We start from the raw sequence: 24855 nt of genomic DNA on the forward strand, positions 1-24855 counted from the left end.
CGATCGCTAAGGCGCGCGAAGATAGATTTGGGAAACGAGACGCCTTCACAGCAATGCGTGCCGCACTGCTCGAGATGGTGCCTGAATCGCACTCTGGTTACCGAACTTCCGATCCAGCTGAACTGTCCGCAGACACTGCAAACACGTTCCACCCTGGCAAGATAGCGCCATTGGCCGCGCAAGAGCGGTATGCGCCATTCTCGGCATGGTGAAGTGCATCGGCTAAGAAAGAGGCCACAAGCGGATTGTTAGTTACGTCGGCGACGTGAAGCGCCCAAGCGATCGCGGAACGCAAGATTTCTGCGTCGTGTCCAAAGGGCGTGTTCATGGCGCGGTTTGTTACAAAGCGAATGCTTGGGAGCCAAGCTCGCGTTCGGCATACAAGGTTAAGATTAACCTAGGTTACTTTCCATCAAAACCCAAGCCAGCCTGACTGAACCCGCTGCCAACTATACTTGTGAGCAAGGATCTGAATGGGGCACCTGACCGATCGCGTCACGCTGTTGCCGGCGTGCCGAGGTGCACCCGGCGAGCAGCTGATCGGATAGGACTGATGCCGCTTCGATGTCGAGCGTGACAGCAACGCCCGGCCCATCAATCAGCACCCTCCCCTCGTTTGCTGAGACGTTCACAATGTCCGGACGCAAGGTACGCAGCATGCCAATTCTCCCGTAGAACAATCAGCGACCAGTGGCGGCACATCGTTCCGGGTATTGATCCACGGCAGGACGATACTCAGTGACCGAGATCGCTCGCCTCGTGTTGAGGGAGGCGGTGAGTTTGGAGCGGAGCAGCGCGCTAGTTAGGTCAGAAAACGTCAGTCCCAGTGACGCTCTTGCATACGAAGGTCGATCGTATACTTTCGGTCGAATTGCAGGAGTCGAACGATGAAATATCGCGTTGCAGTTGCGCTGATCCTCACTCCCATTGGCGTAGAGGCGCAAACGTCAGAAGCCCCTGCCAAGGCCGTAGAGGCGCAAGCCAAAGAGAAGAAGATCTGCCGGTCAATGACGCCGACGGGCTCCTTCATGGCCACGCGCGTCTGCAATTCGGCTGCAGCGTGGCGCAAATTTGATGGGATTACTGCTGACGGCGCGCAGCAGACCCGGGATGTGTATCGAATGACCACGACCGGCGTTCCGCACTGAGTTAGATGCAGCGGCGATCTCCTGCAATGCCCGCCGCCTGGCAGTGGAATCGGATGCCGCAATCTGATTGAGCGCCGAAAGAAGCCGCTCATTGCGCGCGCACAACGCCGCTTTCGTCATGCTGGCACGAAGCGGCGGCTTCCCGACAGTTCGGCCGCGCACAACCATGTCAGTCATGTTTTCCTCGTGGGTTCCCGCCACCAAATGCGCAGGGTTGCAGCAGATCGCGCGGTCGCAGGTGTGACGGATGACGCGTTCGCCTGGGTCTTCGCCGTTAACTATTGCCGACGCCACCCGGTTTGATCGGCGGATCCTGCCGCCTCCCACCGTCGTCTGACCGTACAGCCCTTTACCGCCGCGGCATGCTGTCCAATCCCAACACTCGCCTTCACCGCGGCGGGCGACGTTAGACCAGAACCGGGCAATGATAGCCGGCCCCCGGATTGGATCCGCGAGGTAAGGCCATATAGGCTTGATCCCGAACCGGGGCTTAAACGGCGCCGTCGCGGCTATCTCGACGCTCATGAAATACACCCCACTGCACGTGGGGGTTTCTTGGGGGTATAATGCCCGCCGCCACGGGCTTTGTAAGGGCGTCAGTTCGATAGTTGCCGGGCCCACCAATTTCCAAAATCACAGCCTCCATATCGCCGCAATAAGTCGCAGCAATGCGCCACATCTCCGCGTTTTTCTTGTCAGGCGTTTCATAACTATTCGTCGCAGATCAGGCATTCCGGGGGCGGCTCAGGGGGTATTTCGGATTACCCTCGCCTACTATCCCCGCAGAGCCATCCGAGCATGCAGCTGGCGATTTCCAAACCTTCCGGCCACAGCCGCACCTGATGCGCGACAACGCCTTGTCTCGCGCGAGCTGACAGGATCCGTAGGCTCTCCCGGTGACCAAGGATCGCGCGCGCCCAGTGCCCGCTCGTCGGCGTTGAGGACGATCGCGCGGTGGCGGCGTTCCTCCGCTGGCAGGCGTCGCGGCGGACCGCGCGTGACGGACTGGTTCAGCTAGGCGGCGTTTCGCCCTATCATCGTAGGGAGGCTAGCGAGGCTCCTGCCTGCTCTTTCGCGTGCTCGGGCAGTCGATCTTGTGGGGATTACATTCTTATTGAACGCATCCGGGCAGCGAATCAGGATCGCACCTGAACTCCGTAGTTCCATTTTTGTTCTCAATCAGTTTGCAACTACCCGCCATCTGCGAGCGCAGAAAGATTAGGACAATCAAGCAGCTCGGGGGGCCTGGACGTCACCCGGTGGCCAGCGTAGCCCATCATCAAATAAATCACGGTTGGGTCACTCTTCATGTCTTGTTAACCATAAGGAAACAGGACTTATTGCGCGCTTCGACGGTGCGAAACGCGCCGCGGAGCAGAGGGTGTTTCAATGGTAATGATCCTGGTGGGCTGGGCCGGCTCTTCCGTCGCAGCGTTTCTCGTTCTCGGGTACGCCGCTCACAAGCTCAAACACGTATGAAGCGGGGACCGGGCTAGGATCCACACGCGTTCTATCCAGACGAGGACGGGCTCGACCGGGGAGCCGACCGCGCGCGTCGAGCGACTGACGACGGCCCGACCTGCACCTACCGAGCAGTTGATCGGAAGAAACGGACGCCGCCTCTATGCCGCGCGTGGCGGCCCAGCAGGGCCCGTCGATCGGCACCTTCCCCTCCTTCGCCGAAACGTTCAGAGCTTCAGACTGCAACTTCGACTGCATGGCCAAACGCGATGCGATTTCTGGTCATCGATCACGATCATGCGTGTCCGATGGCGCTTCTCATCCGTAGATCATGAGGCGCGGCGACCGCCTGTTGCGACACCGCATCCGTCACGATCGGGCCGGAGAACTTCCGTCGGGAAGTGGAGCACCTGCACCTTTCCCGATCGGTAGGGGAACCTGGACCACTTCCGCGGCTTGCTCAGGGAAATTCGCATCAAATTCGACGAATCCAAGGATATGCGGAGGTCTCCTATAATCCAATTGGAGTAGTGCGTCTTAAGCCATTAGGATTATCGTCGAGAATTCCGGAGTATGATAAGGAAAGAATGGCGACGCTGGTTGCCGACTTTCGAGGATAGTCCCATGATAAACAAGGCAATCATAGTCGGAATGCTTGGATTGACGGCAATTTGTGCGACACCCGCTGCAGCTGTATCAATCATGGATCCGACCGACGACTTCATTCCGTCATATACTGCGGGTCCGCGTTTTGCAGATCTCGACGTCACAGGCCTCTCGGTCAATTACGACAGTATGTCGCAATTCTTCACGCTAGGCGCCACTTTCGCCGGGGATATCGATCCGCAGACGGCGGGTCTGTACATTTTCGGCGTCAACACCGGTACAGGCATCGCCAGGCCTTTTGCCTCGATCGGTCAACCCGATGTGATCTTCAATCAGGCCATCGTGATACAGAAGAACGGCACCGGATCGGTCGGTCCAAACGCCTTGGACCCAACTGGTATTTCCATCGCTGGAAACATGCTGACAGCGCGGGTTCCGCTCGCCTTGCTGCCGAGCACGGGCTTTGGGCCAACGCAATATGGGTTTAATCTCTGGCCCCGAAACGGTGTGGGTAACGTCAACCAGATTACAGATTTTGCACCTGAGAATGCGACCGTTTCGATCGGCGCGGTTCCAGAGCCGGCAACGTGGCTCATGATGCTCGTCGGCTTCGGGGGAGTTGGCTTCAGCCTCCGCCGGCGCATCGGGAAAGTCGTCACAGGTACTGTTTACGCCTGATCTCGATGGCAATTCATCCCAGATAGAGCCGCCGCCCTTCAATGGTCGGCGGCTTTTCGGTCCAGCGTCATCTGCGTCTGATTTCTGACCCCAGAATGAGGGCGTCGAGGATCCTGCAGCTTGCTGAACTATGTAATCGCCGAAGGGGTGCCTAGTGCGACAATATGCTCGACGGCGTCCTCGGTAATTTCCTGGGCACCCTCCAGCCCGAATTCGCCGAGATAGGACCAGGCGACCCACCCGACATATCTCGGCAGGCCCGGAATGGCGAGGCCGACGGATCGGCCGATCGTCACGCCATAATCCGCTTTCACCCGAAAACCACGCGTGGAGACGCCCGTCACGGTCGCGGGTATCATTTCGCCCAGAGGGGTGATCAGAAGCGCCCCCAGGTTGACGAGATGCCGGGATGCGCAACGACGTTCGATCAGCGCCGGAGAGATATCGCTCGCGATTTTGCGATACATATTCATCTTGAGGCTCGTCCGGGCAGTCTGCGTCGTTGCGGACACGTGGCCATCACGGTCGCTGGCTTTGCATCGAAGACTGGACTTCCTTATCGCCTTCGCGATCGACGTCGGCCTGCTTGCTTATGGCGTGGACAATCGCCTCTGCTTCTTTCTTCAACGCGATGATCCGCGCCCTGTCGTCGTCCGTGATGAAGTCACGGGGTTTTTCATCGAAGACGCACAGCGCCCCGAGTACGGTGCCGTCTTCGTCGCGTAGCGGCGCACCAATATAGAATTGAATGCCCTCGATCGTGTCGACGAAGGGGTTGCCGGCGAAACGCTCGTCTGCGCCGGCGTCCGGAACGATCGTCAGTTCGTCGGGGGATAGAATGGCATGCGCACAGAAGGACGTAGACCTCTTATAGATGCCGGCCTCGAAACCCGCTGCGGACAATACGTAAGTCGAGTCCTGATAGACGATGGTGATGGCGGCGGACTTTGCTTTCAGGGTATCGCGGACAGCATCCAAGATCGGCCGGAATCTGCCGACATGCGGACTTGCGATGAGATTGCTTGTCGCAATGGCCCTTTCGCGCTCGCGTTCATTTTCCGGCTTATCCGCCATGATGTAGAACGAGATCGACATATCATATCCTAGCCCTATGTGCCCAATCGAGCAGATAGGGAGCCTAAGCATCCGTTTGCCCGGCCTGTGACGATATAAAGCAATAGCTAACAAAGGGTTGGCATCACCGCCCGCCCTATCGAACGGCACCCTCCCCTTGTCTCCCCCGCAGTTTCAGCGGGCGATCCAGGCGGTGATTCCGGCGAGGCTGCGGAAGTCGTCGACTGCGCGGACGTCGAGCGTGGGATAGGCGGCGCGGACCATGTCGGCGAGCGCGGTGCCGGGGCCGAGTTCGAGCAGACGGTCGACGCCGCGTTCGACGAGTGCCTCGAGCGTGGCGGCCCAGTCGATCGTCGTGTCGATCTGGGCCGCAAGTCCTGCGATGCCGGCGGCGCCGCGGACGATCGTGGCATCGGTTGCGCCGATCAGCGTCCGACCCCGGATTGGCCGTGCGGGCTGGGCTTCGAGCAGCGCGGCGTGGAACGGCGCGACGGCGGCGGACAGGCGGCGGGTGTGCGACGCGACGCGGACCGCGATCGGGCGAGCGGACGCTGCGCCCTGTGCCAACGCCGCGTCGCAACAGGCGGCGACCTGCGCGCGGGTGCCGCCGATCACGAACAGCAAGCCGGGATTGACGATCGCGATGCCGCAGTCGAACCGTGCGACCAGCGCCTCGACCGCGTCGCGCGGCAGGCCGCGGACGAAGCCGAGGCCATCCTCCGCGCCCCCTGCCGCGTCCATCGCCGCCGCTCGCGCCGCGGTGAGCCGCAGCGTGGCGGCGGGCGACCACCGGCCGGCAATGCCCCAGGCGGTCATCTCGCCGACGCTATAGCCCGCGACCAGCGCCGGACCGATCGGTTCGAGACACGCCGCCGCCGTCAGCCCGCGCGCGACGCACAGGATCTGGCTCGTCGCATTGGCGTGGAGCCGGTCGTCCGCGGCGGTCCGGACGAGCTGATGGACGTCCTGTCCGAGGATCGCGGTGGCCTCGGCAAGGATCGGTGCGGCGGCGGGATGGTCGACGAACAGGCCGAACATCGCGCGGTCCTGCCGCCCCTGCCCCGAACAGAGCAGCGCGAGCGTCACGAGTCGTGCGCCGCAACGAAGAACGTCATCGCCAGCAGGTCCGCACAGCCCCCGGGACTGAGCCGCCGGGCGACGAAGCGGTGATGGACCGCGATCGCGCGCGCGCGCCAGTCCGCCACGGCGATGCCTCCGGTCGCGAGGAAGGCGCGGGCCTCGTCTTGCGCGAAGGCCAGACCCGCGGGGCCGCCGCGATAGAGGAGATTGGTGTCCGCGACGGCGACGATCAGCGTCATCAGGACCTGCACCGCCTGCGCGTTCCGGTCGTCGGGCCGCAGGCGCTGCGCGGCTGCGAGCGCGGGCAAGGCGGTGGCGTAGAGCGCGGGAAAGCCGGCCGCGGCCTCGGCCCGTGCGCCGCCCGCGGCATGGCGGCGCGCGACCATGGTGCCATGGCTGTGCAGCGTGACGGGCCCGCGCAGGATCTCCGCGCCCCAGTGCTGCGCGACGATCGTCCCGAGCGGCGCGGCGATGCCATAGCGCGCGCGGAACCCCGTAGCGGCGCAGAGCAGGCCCATGCCGAAGATCGCGCCGCGGTGCGTGTTCACGCCGCCCGTCGCGACCATCATCGCCGCCTCCGCCGCGATTCCGATCGCGCGCAGGCGGTCCATCCCTGCCCCCGCAGCCCCCGCCTGGGCCAGCGCGGCGAGATAGGGTGCGAGTGCGTCGGCGCTGCGGTTCATCATCGCCGCATCCATGTCGTCATGCGCACCCGGATCCACCGGGCTGACGAGGCCGGGCTTGGGATAGGTCGCGATCTCACGCCTGAGGCACAGAGCGGCGGCGTGGCCGATCGCGTCGGCGTCGACCGCGGGCGTTGAAACGACGAGCGCGGTCATGCGAACATTTCCGCGCGTGGGGTCACGCCGTTCGCGTGCAGCGCCTTGACGAGCAGCTCGGGAGCGTCCGACGCCCATTCGCGCCACTGGACCGCTCGTCCCTGCGGCGTCAGCAATTCGCCGTCGATCCGCATCGGTGCGGTCGCGTCGACGACCATGAGCGTAAGGGCGAATGACGTCGCGGCGTGCTCGTCCGCCACCTCCCAGAGCAGGTCGAGATCCGAGCCTGGCGACAAATAGTTCAGGTGAGTCAGATGAGCCCAGGCGAGGCTGCCGAAACAGCGCGTGTCCGGGTCGAGCCCGACGAGCGCGGCGATGCTGGCTTGCCAGGTCGGAGGTGCCGCCGCCGCCGCATCGCGGAGCAGCGGCGGCGGAGCATCGGCCCGGATGGAATCGGGAGGCACGGCGAAGGCGAGCCGCTGCTTGCCGATCGACGGCGGCAGCGGCAGCCCGAGCGGGACCAGGCACGGCAGTTCGCCGACGACCGGCCGCCGCGCGATCAGCGGGCGATCGTCCTTGGCCCAATCGGCCAGCAGCGCCGGGGCGTTGGCGAGCCCGTGCGCGGCGAGGATGGCGGGCCAGCGCTGCGGGTCGATCCAGACCAGCCGGTGTCGGTCGAACCGCATCAGCGCCGCGCCGCCGCGTCCACCTCGTCCGCGATCGCCGCGGCCTTGGGCCGGCCCTTGCGCTCGGCCCCGAGCGTCGCGCGCGCATCGTGATCGCGCGTCGCGGCGAGCAGCGTCGCGAGCTGATCGGCGAGGCTGCGCTGCGGATCCCAGACTTCGGCGACCCCGCCGACGCTGACCAGATTGTCGAGGCCGGGGGCGAAGACCGGGGTGGTCTTGGCCTTGTCCTCGAGCAGATCGATCGACAGCTTGGTGACGCGCGCCATCGAGGCGAGGTCCATCACTTCGGGATGCGCGCCGGGCAGCGCGACGAGCGTGTCGCAGGCGAGCGCGGTGGCGATGAACGCGCCGGCCGCGCTGCCGCCATAGAGCAGGCCGATCGTGCGGTGGCCACGCGCCTCGGCGAGCAGCAGCGACTTGGCGAGGTGCGCGAGATATTCGCTGAGGCCGAGCAGTTCGTCACGCCGGCTCATCCGCTGGCTCGCGCTGTCGACGAGAAAGAGGATCGGCGCGTCGTCGTCGCTGCGCGCGATCGCGAGCACCGCGGCGGACAGGCGGATCGCCTGGTCGATGCCGATCGGCGCGCGCGCGGTGGCGCCGATGACATGCACGACCCGTCCGTCGGGCGATGTGCCGCGACCGAACAGCAGGTCGCCCTCCGCGGTGACATCATGGCCGGCCGGAAACAGCGAATCGAGGATCTCAACGGGCGTCATCGGCGCTCTCCCGGTATTGGGCGGCAAGGGTCGCGAAGGCGGCGGAAGGCATGTCGGGGATCGCTTGCGGGTCATCGATGCCCAGCATGCGCCAGATGTCGGTCGCGTCGGCGGCCTCGCCGAACCGGGCGATGCGGCGTTCGAGGCGGTCCTGTTCCGCGTCCAGAGTGGCTAGGTTGAGACCGGGTCGCTCCCCTCTCCCGAACGGGACAGAGGAGGCATTCCGAACGGAACCCGCCTTGGCTGGTCGCCCGAGCGCCGCGAGCATCGCCGCGCGGAACGCCGCGGCATCGTCGTCGACGAACAGGTCCGCGCCGCCGATCAGCGTCCGGTGCTTGCCGCCCATCGTCCGCCAGACCAGCGCACGATCGCGCGAGTCGAATTCCTCGACGCCCTTGTTGGTCTCGATCACCTCGGGGCCGGTGACGCTGATCCGCCCCTGTTCGGATATGATCAGCGTCGAGCAACAGCCGGCGATCAGCCCGCCGCCGCCATAGCAGCCCGCGCGGCCGCCGATCAGTCCGACGACGCGCACGCCCGCGATCCGCGCTTCGGTAGCCGCGCGCATGATCTCGGCGATCGCGATCTCGCCGGCATTGGCCTCCTGCAGACGGACGCCGCCGGTGTCGAACGCGATCACGACGTTGCGGGTGAGGGCTTTGGCGGCGCGGAGCAGCCCGGTCAGCTTGGCGCCGTGAACCTCGCCGAACGCGCCGCCCATGAAGCGGCCCTCCTGCGCGGCGATCAGGATCGGCGTGCCGTCGACGGTCGCGGCGCCGACGACGATGCCGTCGTCAAACTGCGCGGGCAGGTCGAAGATGCCAAGATGCGGGCTGGTCTCGCGCCGCTCTGGGCCGACATATTCGGTGAAGCTGCCGGTATCGACCAGCGCCGCGATCCGCTCGCGCGCGCCCGCCTCGTACCAGCTCTGATGAAGGTTGCTCATGCTTCGGGCTCCTCGATCATGCGGACGGCCTGGGCGAGGCGCAGCGACACGGTATCGGGTCGTGCGCCGCCATCGTTGATCGCGATCCGCAGGCCACCGGCGGCGCGCCGGCCGACGAAATCGGCGACGACCGCGTCCCAGAGGTCGCGAAAGCCGTGCGCCGCGGTGCTGATCTCGATCGCGCACCGATCGGCCGCGTCGCCGCGCTCGACCAGCACTTCCAGATTGCCCGACGCGACCACGCCGACCAGCGCCAACGCGCGCGTGCCGCCCGCCGGGACGGGCGCGGCTATATCGAAATGCAGGATTTCCATGCTTCTATCCCCTACCAGTTCCGGAACCGGCTCGGCGGCCGGTAGAGCCCGCCCGAGGCGAGCATCAGGTCCTTGATCGAACGCGCGGCCAGCATGTTGCGGTTCGCGTCGAGCGGGTCGATGCCGAGATCCTCGGGCCGCTGGATGATCTTCCGCTCGCGCAGCCGTTCGACCATCGCCCTGTCGCGGCCGCGGCCGATCTCGGTAAAGCCCGCGACGCCGCGGATCGCCTGTTCGCGCTCGTCCGCAGTGCGGCAGAGCAGCAGGTTGGCGATGCCCTCCTCGGTGACGATGTGCGTCGTGTCGTCGGCATAGACCATGATTGGTGCGAGATCGAGATCGAGCTTTTCCGCGAGTTCGAGCGCGCCGAGCTTTTCGACGAACAGCGGCGCATTGCCCTCGCCGAACGTCTCGCCGATCTGGACGACGAGTTTGCGGCCGCGCCGCAGCGGTGCCGCGGTATCGGGATCCGCCTCCGCGCCGGCCTGCAACCAGGGTGCGCTGGGATGACGCCGGCCACGCGCGTCCGACCCCATGTTGGGCGCGCCGCCAAAGCCGGCGATGCGGTTCGCGGTGATCGTCGAGCTGTGCCCGGCGAGGTCGATCTGCAGCGTCGAGCCGATGAACATGTCGCAGGCATACAGCCCCGCGGTCTGGCTGAACGCGCGGTTCGAGCGGAGCGAGCCGTCGGGGCCGGTGAAGAAAATGTCGGGCCGCGCGGCGAGATAATCCTCCATGCCGACTTCGGAGCCGAAGCAATGAACCTGCTCGACCCACCCCGCCTCGATCGCGGGAATCAGCGTCGGGTGCGGGTTGAGCGCCCAGTGCGTGCAGATCTTGCCCTTCAGCCCGAGCTTCTCGCCATAGGTCGGCAGCAGCAGCTCGATCGCCGCGGTGTTGAAGCCGATGCCGTGATTCAGCCGGCGCACCCCGTAAGGCTGATAGAGCCCCTTGATCGCCAGCATCGCGGTGAGGATCTGAGTCTCGGTCATCGCCGCGGGATCGCGCGTGAACAGCGGCTCGACATAGAAGGGGCGCCCTGCGTCGAGCACGAAATGGACCTGGTCGCCGGGGATGTCGACCCGCGGCAGCGTATCGACGATCTCGCCGACCTGCGCGATCACGAGGCCGCTGCCGAAGCTCGTCGCCTCGACCACGGTCGGCGTGTCCTCGGTATTGGGGCCGGTATAGAGATTGCCGTGACGATCCGCGCTGACCGCGGCGATCAGCGCGACCTGTGGCGTCAGATCGACGAAATAGCGTGCAAACAGTTCGAGATAGGTGTGGATCGCGCCGAGCTCGATCTTGCCGCCGAACAGCATCTTCGCGATCCGTGCCGATTGCGGCCCCGAATAGGAGAAGTCGAGCCGCTTCGCGATGCCGCTGTCGAAGACGTCGAGATGCTCGGGCAGGACGACGCCCGACTGGACCATGTGCAGGTCGTGGATCCGTTCGGGATCCATCGCCGCCAGCCCCCGGGCCAGCACGTCCGCCTGTTTCTGGTTGTCGCCCTCGAGGCAGACCCGGTCACCGGGCCTGAGCACCGCTTCGAGAAAGTCGACGAGCGTTTCGGGATCGACCAGCTTGCCGGTGGCAAAGCCCCGGCCCGCCGCAATCCGCTCCTCGCGCAACTGCTTGCGCGTATTCCATTGCCGCACCGCATCGCCTCCTGACGCTTATTCCGCCTCTCTTGTATTCGCTATTGCTCCAAACGCAACCCTGTGCATACTTGACGGCGTATAAGACGCCAGATCGAATACATTGAGAGGTTATGCCATGAGCGAGTCCCTACCCGTTGACGCCACAGATGCGGGACGCGGCGCATGATCGCCGGCGTAGCACTGCTCGCGATATGTACGCTGATCGGGCAAGTGCTCGGCGAAGGCCTTGGCGTGCTGCTCGGCGTGAAGGCCAATGTCGGCGGGGTCGGTATCGCGATGATCCTGCTGATCGCCGCGCGGATGTGGCTGAAGACGCGCGGCCGCTACAATGAAGGCGTATCGCGCGGGATCGGCTTCTGGGGTGCGCTGTATATCCCGATCGTCGTCGCGATGGCGGCGCAGCAGGATGTCGTCGCCGCGGTCGAGGGCGGTCCGATCGTGCTGATCGCGGGCGTCGGCGCGCTGCTGCTGTGCTTCAGTGCAGTCGCGATCATCAGCCGGCTGTCGGGCACGCCCGAGACCATGGACGAGATCGAGGCGCGTGAGACGCGTGAAGCCGAGATGGCGATCGCCGCCGGATCCCCCGCCCCGATCACCCCGCGCTAAGGACCGCACGCATGGAAATGATCACCAAGGTCCTGACCGCCAATGCGCTGCTCACCGCGTTTGCGGTCGTCGGCATCGTCATGTGGCTGTCGAACATTCTGTCCGCCAAGCTGACGATGGGCCGGGTCCATGGCTCGGCGATCGCGATCCTGATCGGCCTCGCGCTCGCCTTCTGGGGCGGGATCGCGACGGGCGGGCACAAGGGGCTCGCCGACCTGCCGATGCTCGCCGGAATCGGGCTGATGGGCGGCGCGATGCTGCGCGACTTCGCGATCGTCGCGACCGCGTGCGAGGTCGATGTCGAACAGGCTAAGAAGGCGGGTCTGATCGGCGTCGTCGCGCTGCTGCTCGGTACGATCCTGCCGTTCATCGTCGGCGCGCTGGTTGCGGCGTCGTTCGGCTATACCGATGCGGTGTCGATGACGACGATCGGCGCGGGCGCGGTCACCTATATCGTCGGGCCGGTCACGGGTGCGGCGATCGGCGCGAGCTCGCCGGTCATCGCGCTGTCGATCGCGACGGGCGTGTTCAAGGCCGTGATGGTGATGGTCGGCACGCCCTTGGTCGCCGGGCTGATCGGGCTCAACAACCCGCGCAGCGCGATGGTGTTCGGCGGGCTGATGGGGACGGTCAGCGGCGTGTCAGGCGGGCTTGCCGCGACCGATCGCCGGCTCGTGCCCTATGGCGCCTTGACCGCGACCTTCCATACCGGGCTAGGGTGCCTAGTGGCGCCGTCGATCCTCTATCTGATCGTCCGCGCGATCGTGGGGGGCTGACAGCGTGGCGGATATCGAGAGCGAAGACACGGGACTGCTGTCCGACCGGATCCGCAACGCGCTGACCGATGCGATCTCGTCCGGCGAGCTCGCGCCGGGCACGATGCTCGACGAACAGCAACTGGCCGACCGCTACGGCGCCTCGCGTACCCCGGTCCGCGAGGCGCTGCGCCAGCTCGCGACCAGCGGGATGGTCGAGGTCCGCCCGCGCCGCGGCGTCATCGTCCGTCATGTCACCGCCGAGGAGGTGATGGACATGTTCGAGACGATGGCGGAGCTCGAGGCGGTGTGCGTCCGGCTCGCCACCTACCGGATCACGCCGCTAGAACGCAGCCGTCTGCTGCGGGTGCACGAGGCGAGCGAGGCGGCGGTCGTGGCGGGTGACGTCGACGCCTATGACGCGCTCAACCGTGAGTTCCACGAGGCGATCTACCGCGCGGCGCATAATGATTTCCTGGCCGATCAGGCAATCGCGGTGCGGACGCGGCTCAACGCGTTCCGCCGGATGCAGCTACGTCAGGACCGCCGCCTCGTCAGCTCGCGCGCGGAGCATGACGCGGTGATGAGCGCGATCGCCGAGGGCGATGGCGACGAGGCGGCCCGGCGGATGCGCGCGCACATGCTCAACGCCGCGAGCGCGCTCGACAGCTATATCGCGCACCAGGACGCCGCGCACGCCAAGCCGGCGGGATGATCGCCCGGCCTGGTGGGTTCCTCCGCGTATGAGTCCTCCCTCCCCCGGAGGCATGCGGCGCCGACTGGGATATCTACCCAGTGCACTGGTCCTTTCCGATCAAGCGGCGGCTGCGCTGACGGCCTAAGGTCGCGGCGACGACCATTGAGAAAAGCAGGACGATGACGGATCAGGACGACGACCGGCCGCCGCAGCCCACAGATGCCGGCGGGGCCCCCTATTTTCACGCGCGCGCCGACTGGCACGAGCGGCGCGCCAGCGTGGCGACCGATGCCAGCACGGTGACGCTGCATCGCCGGTTCGCACGATTGTACCGGGCGCGGGCGGCCGATCCTCTAGTATATGAGTACCCGTGATTAGCGCATAAATACCAGGAACTTACGTCTCGTTTCACGCTTTATGCGTCCGATCCGCAAGCAGTTGCGCTACTGGAATGTCGGGAGCCCGATCATGAAAAGCCTGTCTGCGACGATCGCCTCGCTTGTACTGATGACGGGAGTCGTCGGCTGTGCGGCACCGGCGACACGCATATCGTCTGGGTTGCAGCGCTACGGGCTCGACGCGCCGCGCGCGGATTGCGTCGGCGAGCGGCTCCAGTCGCGCCTCTCGCTCGGGCAGCTCCAGCGGCTCGGCAAGGCGGCCGCGGCGTATCGGCAGAACGACACGACGCCGGGGGCGCTGACGCCGTCCGACCTGATCCGTGTCGCCTCCGAACTGCGCGACCCGGCGATCGCACTCGAGGTCGGCAAGGCCGCGGCGGCATGCCGTGTCCTGCCCTGAGTCGAATTGACGTTTCCCCACTTTCGAGAAGGACAAGACGATGAACAAGGACGAATTCCAGGGCGGCGCACGCTATGTCGGCGGCAAGGTCGAGAAGACGATCGGCGATACCGTCAGCAGCCGTGACTGGCAGGTCGACGGCGTCGTCGATCAGGTCGCGGGCGGCGCACAGAATCTCTACGGCCGCGCGAAGTCCGCGGTCGCCGATGCCGTCGATGGCGCCCCGGAACTCGCCGACAAGCTCGGCAGCGACGCTCGCGAGGCCGCCGACCGTGCCGGCCAGCTGGCGCGACAGGGCGCGCGAACCGTGCAGGAGTCCGTCGAGGACGCACCGTTGCTCTGGGCACTTGGCGCCGCCGCGATCGGCTATGGCCTGGCCTGGCTCGTCCACGGCCAGCGCGACTGATCCGATGACCGCCGCCCCCGCCCTCAAGTCGCTGCGCGACTCCGCCGATCTGCGCCATCTGCGCCAGATCATTGCGGGGCTCGACGAGGGCGTGATCCTGATCGATCCGGACCAGTCGATCCTGTGGGCGAACGCCGCGGCGCTCGCGATGCACGGGGTCGACGCGGTCGAGGATCTGGGGGCGACGGTCGACGCGTATCGGGCGAAGTTCCAGCTGCGCTATCGCAACAACCACCGGTTGGGCGACGATGACTATCCGATCGAGCGCGTCGTGTCGGGCGAGGCGTTTTCGCAGGTGGTGGTCGAGGTGGCGGTCGCGGGCGAGGACAGCCCGCGCTGGGTCCATCAGGTCCGCAGCCTCGTCCTGACCGATGACCAGGACGAGCCCGAATGCCTCGTGCTCGTCATCCAGGACGTCTCCGCGCAGTTCGAGGCGGAGGACCGGTTCGAGCAGTCTTTCAACGCGAACCCCGCGCCCGCGCTGATCTGCCGGCTGTGCGATCTGAAATTCGTGAAGGTCAATCAGGGTTTTCTCGACATGACCGGGCATGAGCGCGACGGGGTGCTCGCGCGCACGCTCTACGATCTCGACATCCTCGCGCATGCCGACAAGCGCGACGTGGCGAAGCAGCGGCTGTGCGAGGGGCGGACGATCCCGCAGATGGAGGCCGAACTCGACCTGCCCGAAGGCGGCACCAAGCTGGTGATCGTCGCGGGCCAGCCGATCGATCTGGCCGAGCAGGCGTGCATGCTGTTCACCTTCGCGGACCTCGAACCCCGTCGCAAGGCGGAGACAGCGCTGCGCCACAGCGAGGACCGGTTCACGCGCACCTTCTCGCTGGCGCCGGTCGCGCTGGCGATCGGCACGCGCGACGGCCACCGTCTGTGCGACGTCAACGAGGCGTTCACCGAGCTGACCAGCTATACGGCGGCGGACATCGTCGATCGGCCGCTCGGGGTCGTCGATCTGTGGGAGACCGGTGCGATCCAGCACCAGATCGAGGGCGAGATCGCCGCCGACCGGCCGATCCGCGACCGCGAGCTTCGCCTGCGGCTCAAATCGGGGCAGGTGATCGATGGGATCGTCTCAAGCGAACCGATCCAGCTCGGCGGCGAACCGTGCATGCTGTGGGCGATGCGCGACATCAGCACGCGCAAGGCATCCGAGCGCGAGCTGGTCCATGCGATCGAGGCGGTGATGCAGGATACGAGCTGGCTCAGCCGGTCGATCATGGAGAAGCTCGCACGGATCCGAACGCCGCAGGCCGATCCGGTCGGCGTCGGGCTCGACGAGTTGACCCCGCGCGAGCGCGAGGTGCTGGCGCTGATCTGTCGCGGGCTCGACGACAAGTCGATCGCACGGACGCTCGACGTCTCGGGCAACACGGTGCGCAACCATGTTGCGCGGATCTATTCGAAGATCGGGGTCAACCGCCGCAACGCCGCCGCAGCCTGGGCGCGCGCGCGCGGCTTCGACGGAGACTCGCTGCCCGCGCGTCATCCGGCCGACGCGGCAAGCAAGGAGGTCGCAGCATGACCGACGACACGACACCAGGCGGCAAGGCCGGCAGCAAGACCGGACGCGCCCGCCAGGCCAAGGGCTCCGTCCAGGAGGCGATCGGCAAGATCATCGGCGACCCCGGTGTCGAACGCAGCGGCCGCCGCGAAAGCAAGGCCGGCGCGAGGCAGGCCCAGGCCGAGCCGCATGAAGCGGACCATTCCATCGACCGCGACGGCGCCGACTGACGCCGTCGCGGGCACATTATTCAACAGGAGCATCTATGACGATCACCACGACACCCGGCGTTCTGCCGGCCGACGACCTGCGTCTTGCGAAGACGCCCAGCCGCATATCCTGGGGGGCGATCTTTGCAAGCGTCGTGCTCGCGATCGCGGTCCAGCTCGTGCTGGGTATTCTCGGCACGGGCATCGGCCTGACGCTGGTCGACCCGGTCGAGGGTACGACGCCGGGCGCTGCCGGCTTCGGCATCGGTGCCGGGCTGTACTGGATCGTCACGACGATCATCGCGCTTGGCGCGGGCGGCTATGCCGCCGCGCGTGTCGCCGGGGTTCATGACCGGTTCGACGGGCTCGTCCACGGGCTCGTGGTCTGGGGCGTGACGCTGATCCTGACGCTGTACCTGCTGACCTCGGCGGTCGGCGGGATCATCGGCGGCGCCTTCCGTACCGTCGGCTCGGTCGCGACCGCAGCCGGGACCGGGATCGGAGCTGCCGCGCCCAAGGTCGCCGACGTCGCCGGCGTCGATACGGGCGACGTCCGCGAAGAGGCGGCCGCCTATCTGTCGGACGCACCGTCGGATCCTGCACAGATGACGGCGGAGCAGGCGCAGAAGGAAGTCGCCAAGCAGCTTCCCGCGCTCGCCCGCGGCGGGCCGGACGGCGCGCGTGCCGAGAGCCGCATCGTCGACATCGTCGCCGCGCAGCGCAAGATCGCACGTCCCGAAGCCCAAGCTCAGGTGACGCGCGCCAAGGCACAGTTCGTCAAGACCAAGGACGAGACGATCGCGACCGCCAAGTCGGCGACCGACACCGCCGCCGGCGCCGCTGCGGGCACGTCGTTCATGGTGGTGATCGCGCTGCTGATCGGTGCCGCCGCCGCAGGGGCCGGCGCGACCGCCGCGACGCGCCGCCGCATCTGATCGCGATCAACCGATCCTATCTCGGGCGCTGCCGGATCCTCCGGCGGCGCCTTTTTTTTGGCCGGTGTTCCGCGGTGTCATCGCCCCGGCCGCGGAATTGATTCCGATAGCGGAATGGTTGCGGCCCCCCGACCGCGCCAGGCTTTGTCCCTCTCGAGAAGCCAGCAGTTTCGAAGGTCGTCGACGTGCCCGCCGGGGCCGTCGTCACCGCCGCGCTGCTGACCCGCACAGGAGGATGAAGCATGGACGTACACGTCATCTCGAAGGCAACCGGGGCCGTCACGCGCGTATCGGGAGAGGCCGTCAGCCTCGATGCGCCGAGCGTCGTCCGGCTCGATCTTGCCCGCTCCGAAGTCGCGGGGTTCGAGCGCGAGGGCAATGCGCTCATCGTCCGCCTGACCAATGGCGACCATGTCGAGGTCGCCAATTTCCATCCTGAAGATGCCGGGGTCGCACCGCATGATCTCGTCCTGAACGAACCCGGCGGCACCATGTGGCAGGCGCGCGTCGCGCCGGGCGCGCCGCGCTTCGTCCCGCTCGAGGATCCCGAGGATCTGGTCGCGGCGGCGGGCGGCGGTGGTGGCGCCTCGCTCGCGCTGCCCGCGGCCCTGCTGGGCGGGGTGGTCGCGGCAGGCGGCGCGGCGGCGGCACTGGGCGGCGGCGGCGGCTCGGATACCCCCGCGACCCAACCCGATCCGGCCACCCCGCCCGTCACGCCCCCCCCTGTGACGACCCCGCCCGTCATCACCCCGCCCGACACAACACCCCCCGCCGCTCCGAGCGTCACGATCGCAGGTGACGGCACGGCCGTCACCGGGCTCGGCGAGGCCGGCGCGACAGTCACTGTGCGCGATCCCGCGGGCACGGTAATCGGCAGCGTCGTCGTCGCGGCGGACGGCGGCTTCACGGCACCGCTGTCGCCAGCGCAGGCCAATGGTGGAAATCTTGCCGTCACGCAGACCGATGCTGCCGGTAACATATCCACCGCCGTGCAGATCACAGCGCCCGATACCACAGCTCCCGGCGCGCCCGAGGCGGCGATCGACGCTGGTGGCGCGATCGTCACCGGGCGCGGTGAAGCGGGTGCGACCGTCACGGTGCGTGATGCTGCTGGCATTGTGATCGCCAGCGTCGTCGTGGCAGCGGACGGCAGCTTCGCTGCGCCACTGTCACCGGCGCAAGCTAATGGCGGCAGCCTTGCCGTCACGCAGACCGATGCAGCGGGCAATGTCTCCCCCGCCGTACAAGTCGCTGCGCCCGATACCACCGCACCCGCCGCACCCGAGGCGGCGATCGACGCTGGTGGTGCGACGATCACCGGTCGGGGCGAGGCGGGCGCGACCGTTACGGTGCGTGATGCTGCCGGCACCGTAATCGGGACCGTTGTCGTGGCGGCGGACGGCAGCTTCAATGCCTCGCTGTCGCCCGCGCAGGCGAATGGCGGCAGCCTCGCCATCACGCAGACCGACGTTGCCGGCAATGTCTCCCCCGCCGTGCAGGTCGCTGCGCCCGATACCACCGCACCTAGAGCCCCCGAGGCGGCGATCGACGCTGGTGGTGCGACCGTCACCGGTCGGGGCGAAGCTGGTGCCACCGTCACGGTCCGCGACGCTGCGGGCATTGTAATCGCCAGCGTCGTGGTGGCGGCGGACGGCGGCTTTACGACGCCGCTGTCGCCCGCGCAGGCGAGTGGCGGCAGCCTCGCCGTCACACAGACCGATGCTGCGGGTAATGTCTCCGCTGCGGTGCAGATCGCGTCGCCCGACCTCACCGCGCCGGTGACCCCCGCCGCGGCGGTGAACGGCGACGGGACGCTGCTCAGCGGCACGGGCGAGCCGGGCGCGCGGGTGACGGTGACCGACGCCAATGGCGTGGTGATCGGCACCGCGACCGCCGGGACGGACGGCGCCTTTGCGGTGCCGCTGTCGCCGGCGCAGACCAATGGCGAGACGCTGGGCGTCAGCCAGGCGGATGCGGCGGGCAATGCCTCGCCCGTGGTCGGGGTCGTTGCGCCCGACCTCACCGCGCCGGCAACACCGACGATCGCGCTCGACGGCACCGGCACGATCGCGACCGGCACGGGCGAGCCGGGTGCGACCGTCACCATCACCGGCGAGGGCGGCATTGTGCTCGGAAGCGGAAGCGTCGACGCCGGCGGACGCTATGAAATCACGCTGCGATCGCCGCAGACCGATGGTGAGCGGGTCGAGGCGGTCCAGAGCGACGCCGTGGGCAATGTGTCGGGCAATGCGAGCACGATCGCGCCCGACTTCACAGCGCCGGCGCAGCCGGTCGCCGCGATCAACGGGGACGGTACGCTGGTGACGGGGACGGGCGAACCCGGCGCGCAGATCCTGGTCCGCGACCTTGCCGGCACCACGATCGGCACCGCGCAGGTCGGGGTCGACGGGCAATATAGCGTGCTGCTCGACCCGGCACAGGCGAATGGCCAACGGCTCGCGGTGATCCAGACGGACGCCGCAGGCAATGCTGCATCCCCACTGTCGCTGATCGCCCCCGACGTGACCGCGCCGGCTGCCCCGGCCGCCGCGCTCGATGCGACGGGGACGATCGTGAGCGGCAGCGGCGAGCCCGGCGCCCGGATCTCGGTCCGCGACGCGAACGATACCGAGATCGGCGCGGCGATCGTCGATGCGCGCGGCAATTACGATGTCGTGCTAATCCCGCCGCAGATCGACAGCCAGCTGATCTCGGTCGTGCAGGCGGATGCCGCGGGCAATGTCTCGACCGCCACCGCGCTGATCGCACCCGACCAGACTGCGCCGGCCGCGCCGACTGCGACGGTCGCCGCCGATGGCGCAAGCCTGACCGGAACCGGAGAAGCGGGTGCGACGCTGACGGTGCGCAGCCCGGTCGGGGCGGTGATCGGCACGGTCATCGTCGCGGGCGATGGCAGTTATACCGTCACGCTGACTCCGCCGCAGATCGACGGGGAGACGCTGAGCGTGCGGCAGGTCGATGCCGCGAGCAATGCCTCGCCCGAGGCGACCGCCGTCGCGCCCGATCTGGTCGCCGATCTCGGCCCCGATGCACCGACCGCGACGATCACCATCGACGGCAGCGCCGTGACGGGGAGCGCGGTAGCGGGCGCGACGGTCACGCTGTTCGATGCCGATGGCGTGGTGATCGCGACGGGTCTCGCCGCGGGCGACGGACAATATAGCATCGCGCTCGTCCCTGCGCTGCGTGACGGCGAGACGATCCGCGTGACGCAAACCGACGGCGACGGCAATGTCTCGCCCCCCGCGACCGCGATCGCCCCCGACCTGACCGCGCCCGACGCCCCCAGCGCGGTGCTCGACCAGACGGGCACGGCCCTGACCGGGACGGGCGACGCCGGCGCGGCGATCACGGTGCGCGATGCCGACGGCACCGTGATCGGCACCGCGACAGCGAACGCCGCCGGGGCGTTTGCGGTGATCCTTGATCCTGCGCAGCGCGATGGCGGGACGCTCGCGGTGACGCAGGCGGACGCCGCGGGCAATGTCTCGGCGCCTGCGCTGGTCGCGGTGCCCGATGTCACCGCCCCTGCAGCGCCGACGGCGATCGTCGAGGGCGATGGCAGCCTGCTCGTCGGCACGGGCGAGGCCGGTACGATCGTCACCGTGCGCGATCCATCCGGCACCGCGATCGGTACCGCGACCGTCGCCGCCGATGGCGGTTTTCGTATCGTGCTCGACCCCGTCCAGGCGGATGGCGTGACGCTGAGCGTGACGCTGACCGACGGGGCGGGCAATGTGTCCGCACCCGCCACCGCGATCGCCCCCGACATCACCGCGCCGGGCGTGCCGACCGCGACGATCAGCGGGGACGGTTCGGTCGTCACCGGATCAGGCCAGGTCGGCGCCACCGTGACCGTCACCGCTCCCGGCGGAGCGACGCTTGGGACCGCCATCGTCGCCGTTGACGGCGCCTATGCCGTCGCGCTTACCCCCCCGCAGCGCGACGGCGAGGCGCTGTCGGTCGTCCAGGCCGACCGCGCGGGGAATGTCTCGGCCCCGGTGGGTCTGCTGGCCCCCGATACCACCGCACCCGACGCGCCCGCCGCGACGATCAGCGGCGATGGCAGTATCGCGACCGGTACCGGCGCGCCTGGTGCGACGATCAGCGTCACCAACGCAGCGGGCATCGTGATCGGTACCGCGATCGTCGCGGAGGACCGGAGCTATGCCGCAACGCTGACCCCGGCGCAGGCCAATGGCGAGAGGCTCGGCGTGACGCAGGCCGACGCGGCGGGCAATGTCTCCGTGTCGACCGGCGTGACCGCCCCGGACATCACCGCGCCGCCTGCGCCCGTCGCGATGCTCGACGCGAGCGGATCGGTCGTCATGGGCACCGGCGAGCCCGGCGCGACGCTGACGGTCCGCGATGCTTTTGGTACGCCGCTGGGAACCGCGATCGTCACTGCGCAGGGCGATTATAGTGTCACGCTCGCGACCCCGCAGATCGACCGTCAGGCACTGAGCGTGGCGCAGGCCGATGCCGCGGGCAATCCGTCGCCCGCGACCACGCTGACCGCGCCCGACCTGACCGCGCCGGCCGCGCCGCTGGCCACCGTCGCGCCTGATGGACTCACGCTCACCGGTACGGGCGAGGCGGGAGCGACGGTGACCGTCCGCGATCCGCTGGGCCGCGTGCTGGGTCAGGCCGTCGTCCAGGGCGACGGCACCTATACGGTGCCGCTCTTTCCGGCGCAGACCAACGGCGAAGTGCTGGGGGTCGACCAGCGGGACGCGGCCGGCAACGGCTCGCCCATCGTGACCGCGACCGCACCGGACCTCGTCGCGGACACCACGCCCGATGCGCCGAGCGCCGCGGTCGACCCGGATGGCGCTGCGGTGGCGGGGATGGCGAATGCCAGTGCTGCGGTCACCGTCTATGATGCGGTCGGGACGATCATCGGCACCGGCGTCGCCGGTCCGGACGGAAGCTATCGGATCGCGCTCGTCCCCGCCCGGATCGACGGCGAGACGGTCCGCGTCACGCAGACCGACGCGGACGGCGACGTCTCGCCGCCCGCCACCGCGGTCGCGCCCGACCTGACCGCCCCCGCCGCCCCGACGGCGACCCTCGATCTGACGGGAAGCGTCGTCACGGGCACGGGCGAACCGGGCGCGACGATCACGATCCGCGCGGCCGACACGACCAGTCTGGGCACCGCGATCGTCGGCGCGAACGGCGCCTATGCGGTGACGCTGACGCCCGCGCAGACCGATGGCCAGACGCTGGCGGCGACACAGGCCGACGCCGCCGGCAACATATCGACGCCAATCGTGCTGATCGCGCCCGATTACACCGCGCCCGCCCTGCCCGTCGTCACGATCGCGCAGGACGGCAGCACAGCGACGGGGATCGGCGAGCCGGGTGCGACCGTGACGATCCGTCTCGGTGCCGTCATCTTGGGCACCGCACAGGTCGCGGCGGATGGCAGCTACACCGCGCAGCTGAGCCCGGCGCCGGTCAATGGCGAGACGCTGTCGGCGAGTCAGGCCGATCCCACCGGCAACGTCTCGGCGGTCGCGACCGTTGCGGCGCCCGACATCACCGCCCCGCCGCCGCCGATCATCTCCGCGATCACCAACGACGGCACGACGCTGACCGGGACGGGCGAGGTCGGCGCACGGGTCGAGGTTCGCGGTCCCGATGCCACGCTGATCGGTGTCGCGACCGTCGATGCCGATGGCCGCTATACGGTCACGCTGGCGCCGGCACAGGCGGCGGGCGGGACGCTGAGCGTCACCCAGGCCGATGCCACGGGCAATGTCTCGGTCTCGGCCAGCATCGCCGCCCCGTTCGACATCGCCGCGTTCGGCAATGTCGACGCCGCCGGCCTCGATCTCCTGCCGACCACGGCCCCGGTCGATCTGGGGAGTGCCCGCTATCTCGCCCTTGTCTCGCTGGGCCTCGTCGACCTCGACGCCGAGGTGCTCGCGGTCCGCAACGTCCGCTTCTCGGTGGCGGAGGGCCACAGCCTGGATGCACGGTTCACCTATGACGCGGCGGTGTCGATCGGCGTCGCCAGCGACTATGCGGTGGTCGTGCAGCGGCTGGTGGGGACACAGTGGGTCGCGGTCACCGGCAGCGGGCCGGCCTCACTGCTCGAGATCGGCCTGCTCAACGACAATCTCAGCGCCAGCGAGACGCTGGGGCCGGGCGTGTACCGGGCCTTCCTGACCTTCCAGGGGACGACGGGCGTCGGGCTGCTCGGCGATCTGTCGGTTGCCGGGATAGATTCGGACTTCACCGATATTGCCGGTGCAACGCCCATCGCGGCGGTCGGCAACGTCATCACCGACGCGGGCCCGGGTGGCGAGATCGACGTCACGGGCCCCGGAACGCGCGTCGCCAGCGTCACGGTCAACGGCGTGACGGCCGACGTCGGACCGGACGGGAGCAGCGTGACCGGCGTCTGGGGCAGCCTGAGGATCAACCCCGACGGCAGCTACAGCTACACCCCCGTCGCGAATGCCGGCGCGATCGGGCGGACCGAGACCTTTACCTACACGCTGGTCGACCCGACCGATGGCGAGCGTGAAACCGCGACGTTGACGATCGCGATCGGCAGCCCGGACATCACCGGCGCACCGCTTGCGGTCGCCGACCAGGCGTTTGCCGACGTGACGTTCCAGAACGTCGTCACGACGCTGCCGCCCGCACGGACGTTCGACTTCCCGTCGACCGGGACCATCCTGACGGGGCAGGTCACCGGCACGGGCACCGGCAGTTTCACCGTCGCCCCCGCCGCGGTGTCGGATATCACGATCGTCGCCGCGCGAACGGGCGGGCTGCTCTCCGTACTGCCGGCCTACACCGTCAGCGTGCGGAACGCCGAGGGAGTCGTCGTTCGCACCGGCACCATCAATACGGCGTTGAACCTGGGGCTCGGCGGCGTCGCGACCTTCACCTTCGACGACCTGCCCAGCGGCAGCTATTCCTACCAGGTCAGCAGCAACGCGCCGCTTAGCGTCGGGAGTTACGGCACCACGGTCTCGCTCGGCTCAAGCACCTTGTTCCTCAACGATTACACGCTGGCGACGCGTGAGACCGCGACGGGCAATCTGCTCGACAATGACACGACCAATACCAGCTTCGCGGCGATCCGCGTTGATCGCGGCAGCGGGTTTGCCGAGATCGGCGACACTCCGGTCACGCTGACCGGCCGATATGGCACGCTGCAAATCGATGAGACCGGCGGCTATGCCTATCAGCCCAGCGCGACGCTCGGCTTCTCCGCAGTCGATCTCACCGACAGCTTCACCTATCAGCTCGTCCAGCCCAATGGCGTGCTGTCCACCGCGACGCTGACCGTGACGATCGACGTTCCCGGCGACGGACCCGCCGCCGCGGCAGGCTTCGCGTCGGTCGCATCGGACGCAAACGGGTTCGCGGAGCTGACGGCGCTGGTGGAGACCGGGGACCTCGACGTCATCCCGCTCGACGCGCTGACGGCACAGAGCGTCGAATCGGGCGCGTTCGCGGCGGCCGGGCCGGTGATCGGGCTCGCCACCTATGATCTGTTCGAGGGTCAGGGCGAATTGGAGGACGTGCTGTCACAGTATCTTGCAGAGGAACCACAAGCATTGACTGGAGAAGAGCCCGATACGGTTTCGTTTGATCCGATCGTCGTCACGGAAATCGCCACCGTCGTCGATCCGTTCGATTACCTCGCCACTATCCCGGATCAGGATCAGAACGGACTTGTCACCAGTCATGTTGTATAAGCATTCGAAACTGGTCTTTTCTAGAACCATTTCAGCAACTTA

The 24855-nt window shown here is 67.6% G+C and carries 22 protein-coding genes; 12 read left to right on the top strand and 10 right to left on the bottom strand.

Going from position 1 to position 24855, the window contains the following annotated elements; all coding sequences use genetic code 11:
• Positions 1–449: 449 nt before the first annotated feature.
• Positions 450–659 (bottom strand): hypothetical protein, encoded by a 210-nt coding sequence (locus SOM18_RS02765; protein ID WP_152555379.1) that lies wholly within the window; start codon positions 657–659, stop codon positions 450–452.
• A 228-nt stretch (positions 660–887) separates the two neighbouring features.
• On the opposite strand from SOM18_RS02765, the gene SOM18_RS02770 reads away from it, so the two are divergent.
• Positions 888–1148: a hypothetical protein gene (locus SOM18_RS02770; protein WP_152555378.1), complete on the top strand. Its 261-nt coding sequence runs from the start codon at positions 888–890 to the stop codon at positions 1146–1148.
• A gap of 2085 nt (positions 1149–3233) precedes the next feature.
• Complete coding sequence (locus tag SOM18_RS02775; protein ID WP_235188278.1) at positions 3234–3893, top strand: PEPxxWA-CTERM sorting domain-containing protein; 660 nt, start codon at positions 3234–3236, stop codon at positions 3891–3893.
• 128 nt (positions 3894–4021) lie between these two features.
• On the opposite strand, the gene SOM18_RS02780 is transcribed toward SOM18_RS02775, so the two are convergent.
• The 9 genes from SOM18_RS02780 to mdcA form a co-directional block, all read right to left on the bottom strand.
• Positions 4022–4366, bottom strand: a complete 345-nt coding sequence (locus tag SOM18_RS02780; RefSeq protein WP_320481250.1) for a hypothetical protein — start codon at positions 4364–4366, stop codon at positions 4022–4024.
• Between the two features lie 46 nt (positions 4367–4412).
• Complete coding sequence (locus tag SOM18_RS02785; protein ID WP_160172600.1) at positions 4413–4988, bottom strand: GAF domain-containing protein; 576 nt, start codon at positions 4986–4988, stop codon at positions 4413–4415.
• Positions 4989–5141: 153 nt separating this feature from the next.
• Positions 5142–6053 carry an acyltransferase domain-containing protein gene (locus SOM18_RS02790; protein WP_320481251.1) on the bottom strand — a complete coding sequence of 304 codons (912 nt, stop codon included), beginning with the start codon at positions 6051–6053 and terminating at the stop codon, positions 5142–5144.
• Complete coding sequence (mdcB, locus tag SOM18_RS02795) at positions 6050–6886, bottom strand: triphosphoribosyl-dephospho-CoA synthase MdcB (protein ID WP_320481252.1); 837 nt, start codon at positions 6884–6886, stop codon at positions 6050–6052. Before mdcB ends, SOM18_RS02790 begins: the two co-directional genes overlap by 4 nt.
• Positions 6883–7512 (bottom strand): malonate decarboxylase holo-[acyl-carrier-protein] synthase, encoded by a 630-nt coding sequence (gene mdcG / locus SOM18_RS02800; RefSeq protein WP_107045819.1) that lies wholly within the window; start codon positions 7510–7512, stop codon positions 6883–6885. The genes mdcB and mdcG overlap by 4 nt, the downstream gene beginning before the upstream one ends.
• The gene (gene mdcE / locus SOM18_RS02805) at positions 7512–8228 is read right to left on the bottom strand and encodes a biotin-independent malonate decarboxylase subunit gamma (protein WP_320481253.1); all 717 of its coding nucleotides are present in this window, start codon (positions 8226–8228) and stop codon (positions 7512–7514) included. Before mdcE ends, mdcG begins: the two co-directional genes overlap by 1 nt.
• Positions 8215–9174: a biotin-independent malonate decarboxylase subunit beta gene (locus SOM18_RS02810; RefSeq protein ID WP_031440059.1), complete on the bottom strand. Its 960-nt coding sequence runs from the start codon at positions 9172–9174 to the stop codon at positions 8215–8217. Before SOM18_RS02810 ends, mdcE begins: the two co-directional genes overlap by 14 nt.
• Positions 9171–9488: a malonate decarboxylase acyl carrier protein gene (mdcC, locus tag SOM18_RS02815; RefSeq protein WP_031440058.1), complete on the bottom strand. Its 318-nt coding sequence runs from the start codon at positions 9486–9488 to the stop codon at positions 9171–9173. Before mdcC ends, SOM18_RS02810 begins: the two co-directional genes overlap by 4 nt.
• Positions 9489–9499: 11 nt before the next feature.
• Entirely contained in the window at positions 9500–11146 is a 1647-nt protein-coding gene (gene mdcA / locus SOM18_RS02820; RefSeq protein ID WP_031440057.1) for a malonate decarboxylase subunit alpha, read from the bottom strand.
• A 165-nt stretch (positions 11147–11311) separates the two neighbouring features.
• On the opposite strand from mdcA, the gene madL reads away from it, so the two are divergent.
• The 10 genes from madL to SOM18_RS02870 all read left to right on the top strand — a co-directional run bounded on the left by madL (position 11312) and on the right by SOM18_RS02870 (position 24813).
• Positions 11312–11755, top strand: a complete 444-nt coding sequence (gene madL / locus SOM18_RS02825; RefSeq protein ID WP_031440056.1) for a malonate transporter subunit MadL — start codon at positions 11312–11314, stop codon at positions 11753–11755.
• Positions 11756–11766: 11 nt separating this feature from the next.
• A complete protein-coding gene (gene madM / locus SOM18_RS02830; protein WP_056022622.1) occupies positions 11767–12531 on the top strand; it encodes a malonate transporter subunit MadM in 765 nt (254 codons plus the stop codon).
• A gap of 4 nt (positions 12532–12535) precedes the next feature.
• Positions 12536–13225 (top strand): GntR family transcriptional regulator, encoded by a 690-nt coding sequence (locus SOM18_RS02835; protein WP_320481254.1) that lies wholly within the window; start codon positions 12536–12538, stop codon positions 13223–13225.
• A 161-nt stretch (positions 13226–13386) separates the two neighbouring features.
• Complete coding sequence (locus SOM18_RS02840) at positions 13387–13581, top strand: hypothetical protein (protein WP_031440052.1); 195 nt, start codon at positions 13387–13389, stop codon at positions 13579–13581.
• Between the two features lie 94 nt (positions 13582–13675).
• Positions 13676–14005, top strand: a complete 330-nt coding sequence (locus SOM18_RS02845) for a hypothetical protein (RefSeq protein WP_031440051.1) — start codon at positions 13676–13678, stop codon at positions 14003–14005.
• A 40-nt stretch (positions 14006–14045) separates the two neighbouring features.
• On the top strand, positions 14046–14411 hold the full coding sequence (locus SOM18_RS02850) for a CsbD family protein (RefSeq protein ID WP_320481255.1): 366 nt from the start codon (positions 14046–14048) through the stop codon (positions 14409–14411).
• 4 nt (positions 14412–14415) lie between these two features.
• Complete coding sequence (locus SOM18_RS02855; RefSeq protein WP_042466771.1) at positions 14416–15948, top strand: PAS domain S-box protein; 1533 nt, start codon at positions 14416–14418, stop codon at positions 15946–15948.
• Complete coding sequence (locus tag SOM18_RS02860; protein ID WP_031440048.1) at positions 15945–16157, top strand: CsbD family protein; 213 nt, start codon at positions 15945–15947, stop codon at positions 16155–16157. The genes SOM18_RS02855 and SOM18_RS02860 overlap by 4 nt, the downstream gene beginning before the upstream one ends.
• A gap of 35 nt (positions 16158–16192) precedes the next feature.
• Positions 16193–17071 carry a hypothetical protein gene (locus tag SOM18_RS02865; RefSeq protein WP_320481256.1) on the top strand — a complete coding sequence of 293 codons (879 nt, stop codon included), beginning with the start codon at positions 16193–16195 and terminating at the stop codon, positions 17069–17071.
• A 242-nt stretch (positions 17072–17313) separates the two neighbouring features.
• The gene (locus SOM18_RS02870) at positions 17314–24813 is read left to right on the top strand and encodes a BapA/Bap/LapF family large adhesin (protein ID WP_320481257.1); all 7500 of its coding nucleotides are present in this window, start codon (positions 17314–17316) and stop codon (positions 24811–24813) included.
• Positions 24814–24855: the final 42 nt, after the last annotated feature.

Source organism: Sphingomonas sp. CFBP9019, from assembly GCF_034045155.1.
Classification (GTDB): domain Bacteria; phylum Pseudomonadota; class Alphaproteobacteria; order Sphingomonadales; family Sphingomonadaceae; genus Sphingomonas; species Sphingomonas aerolata.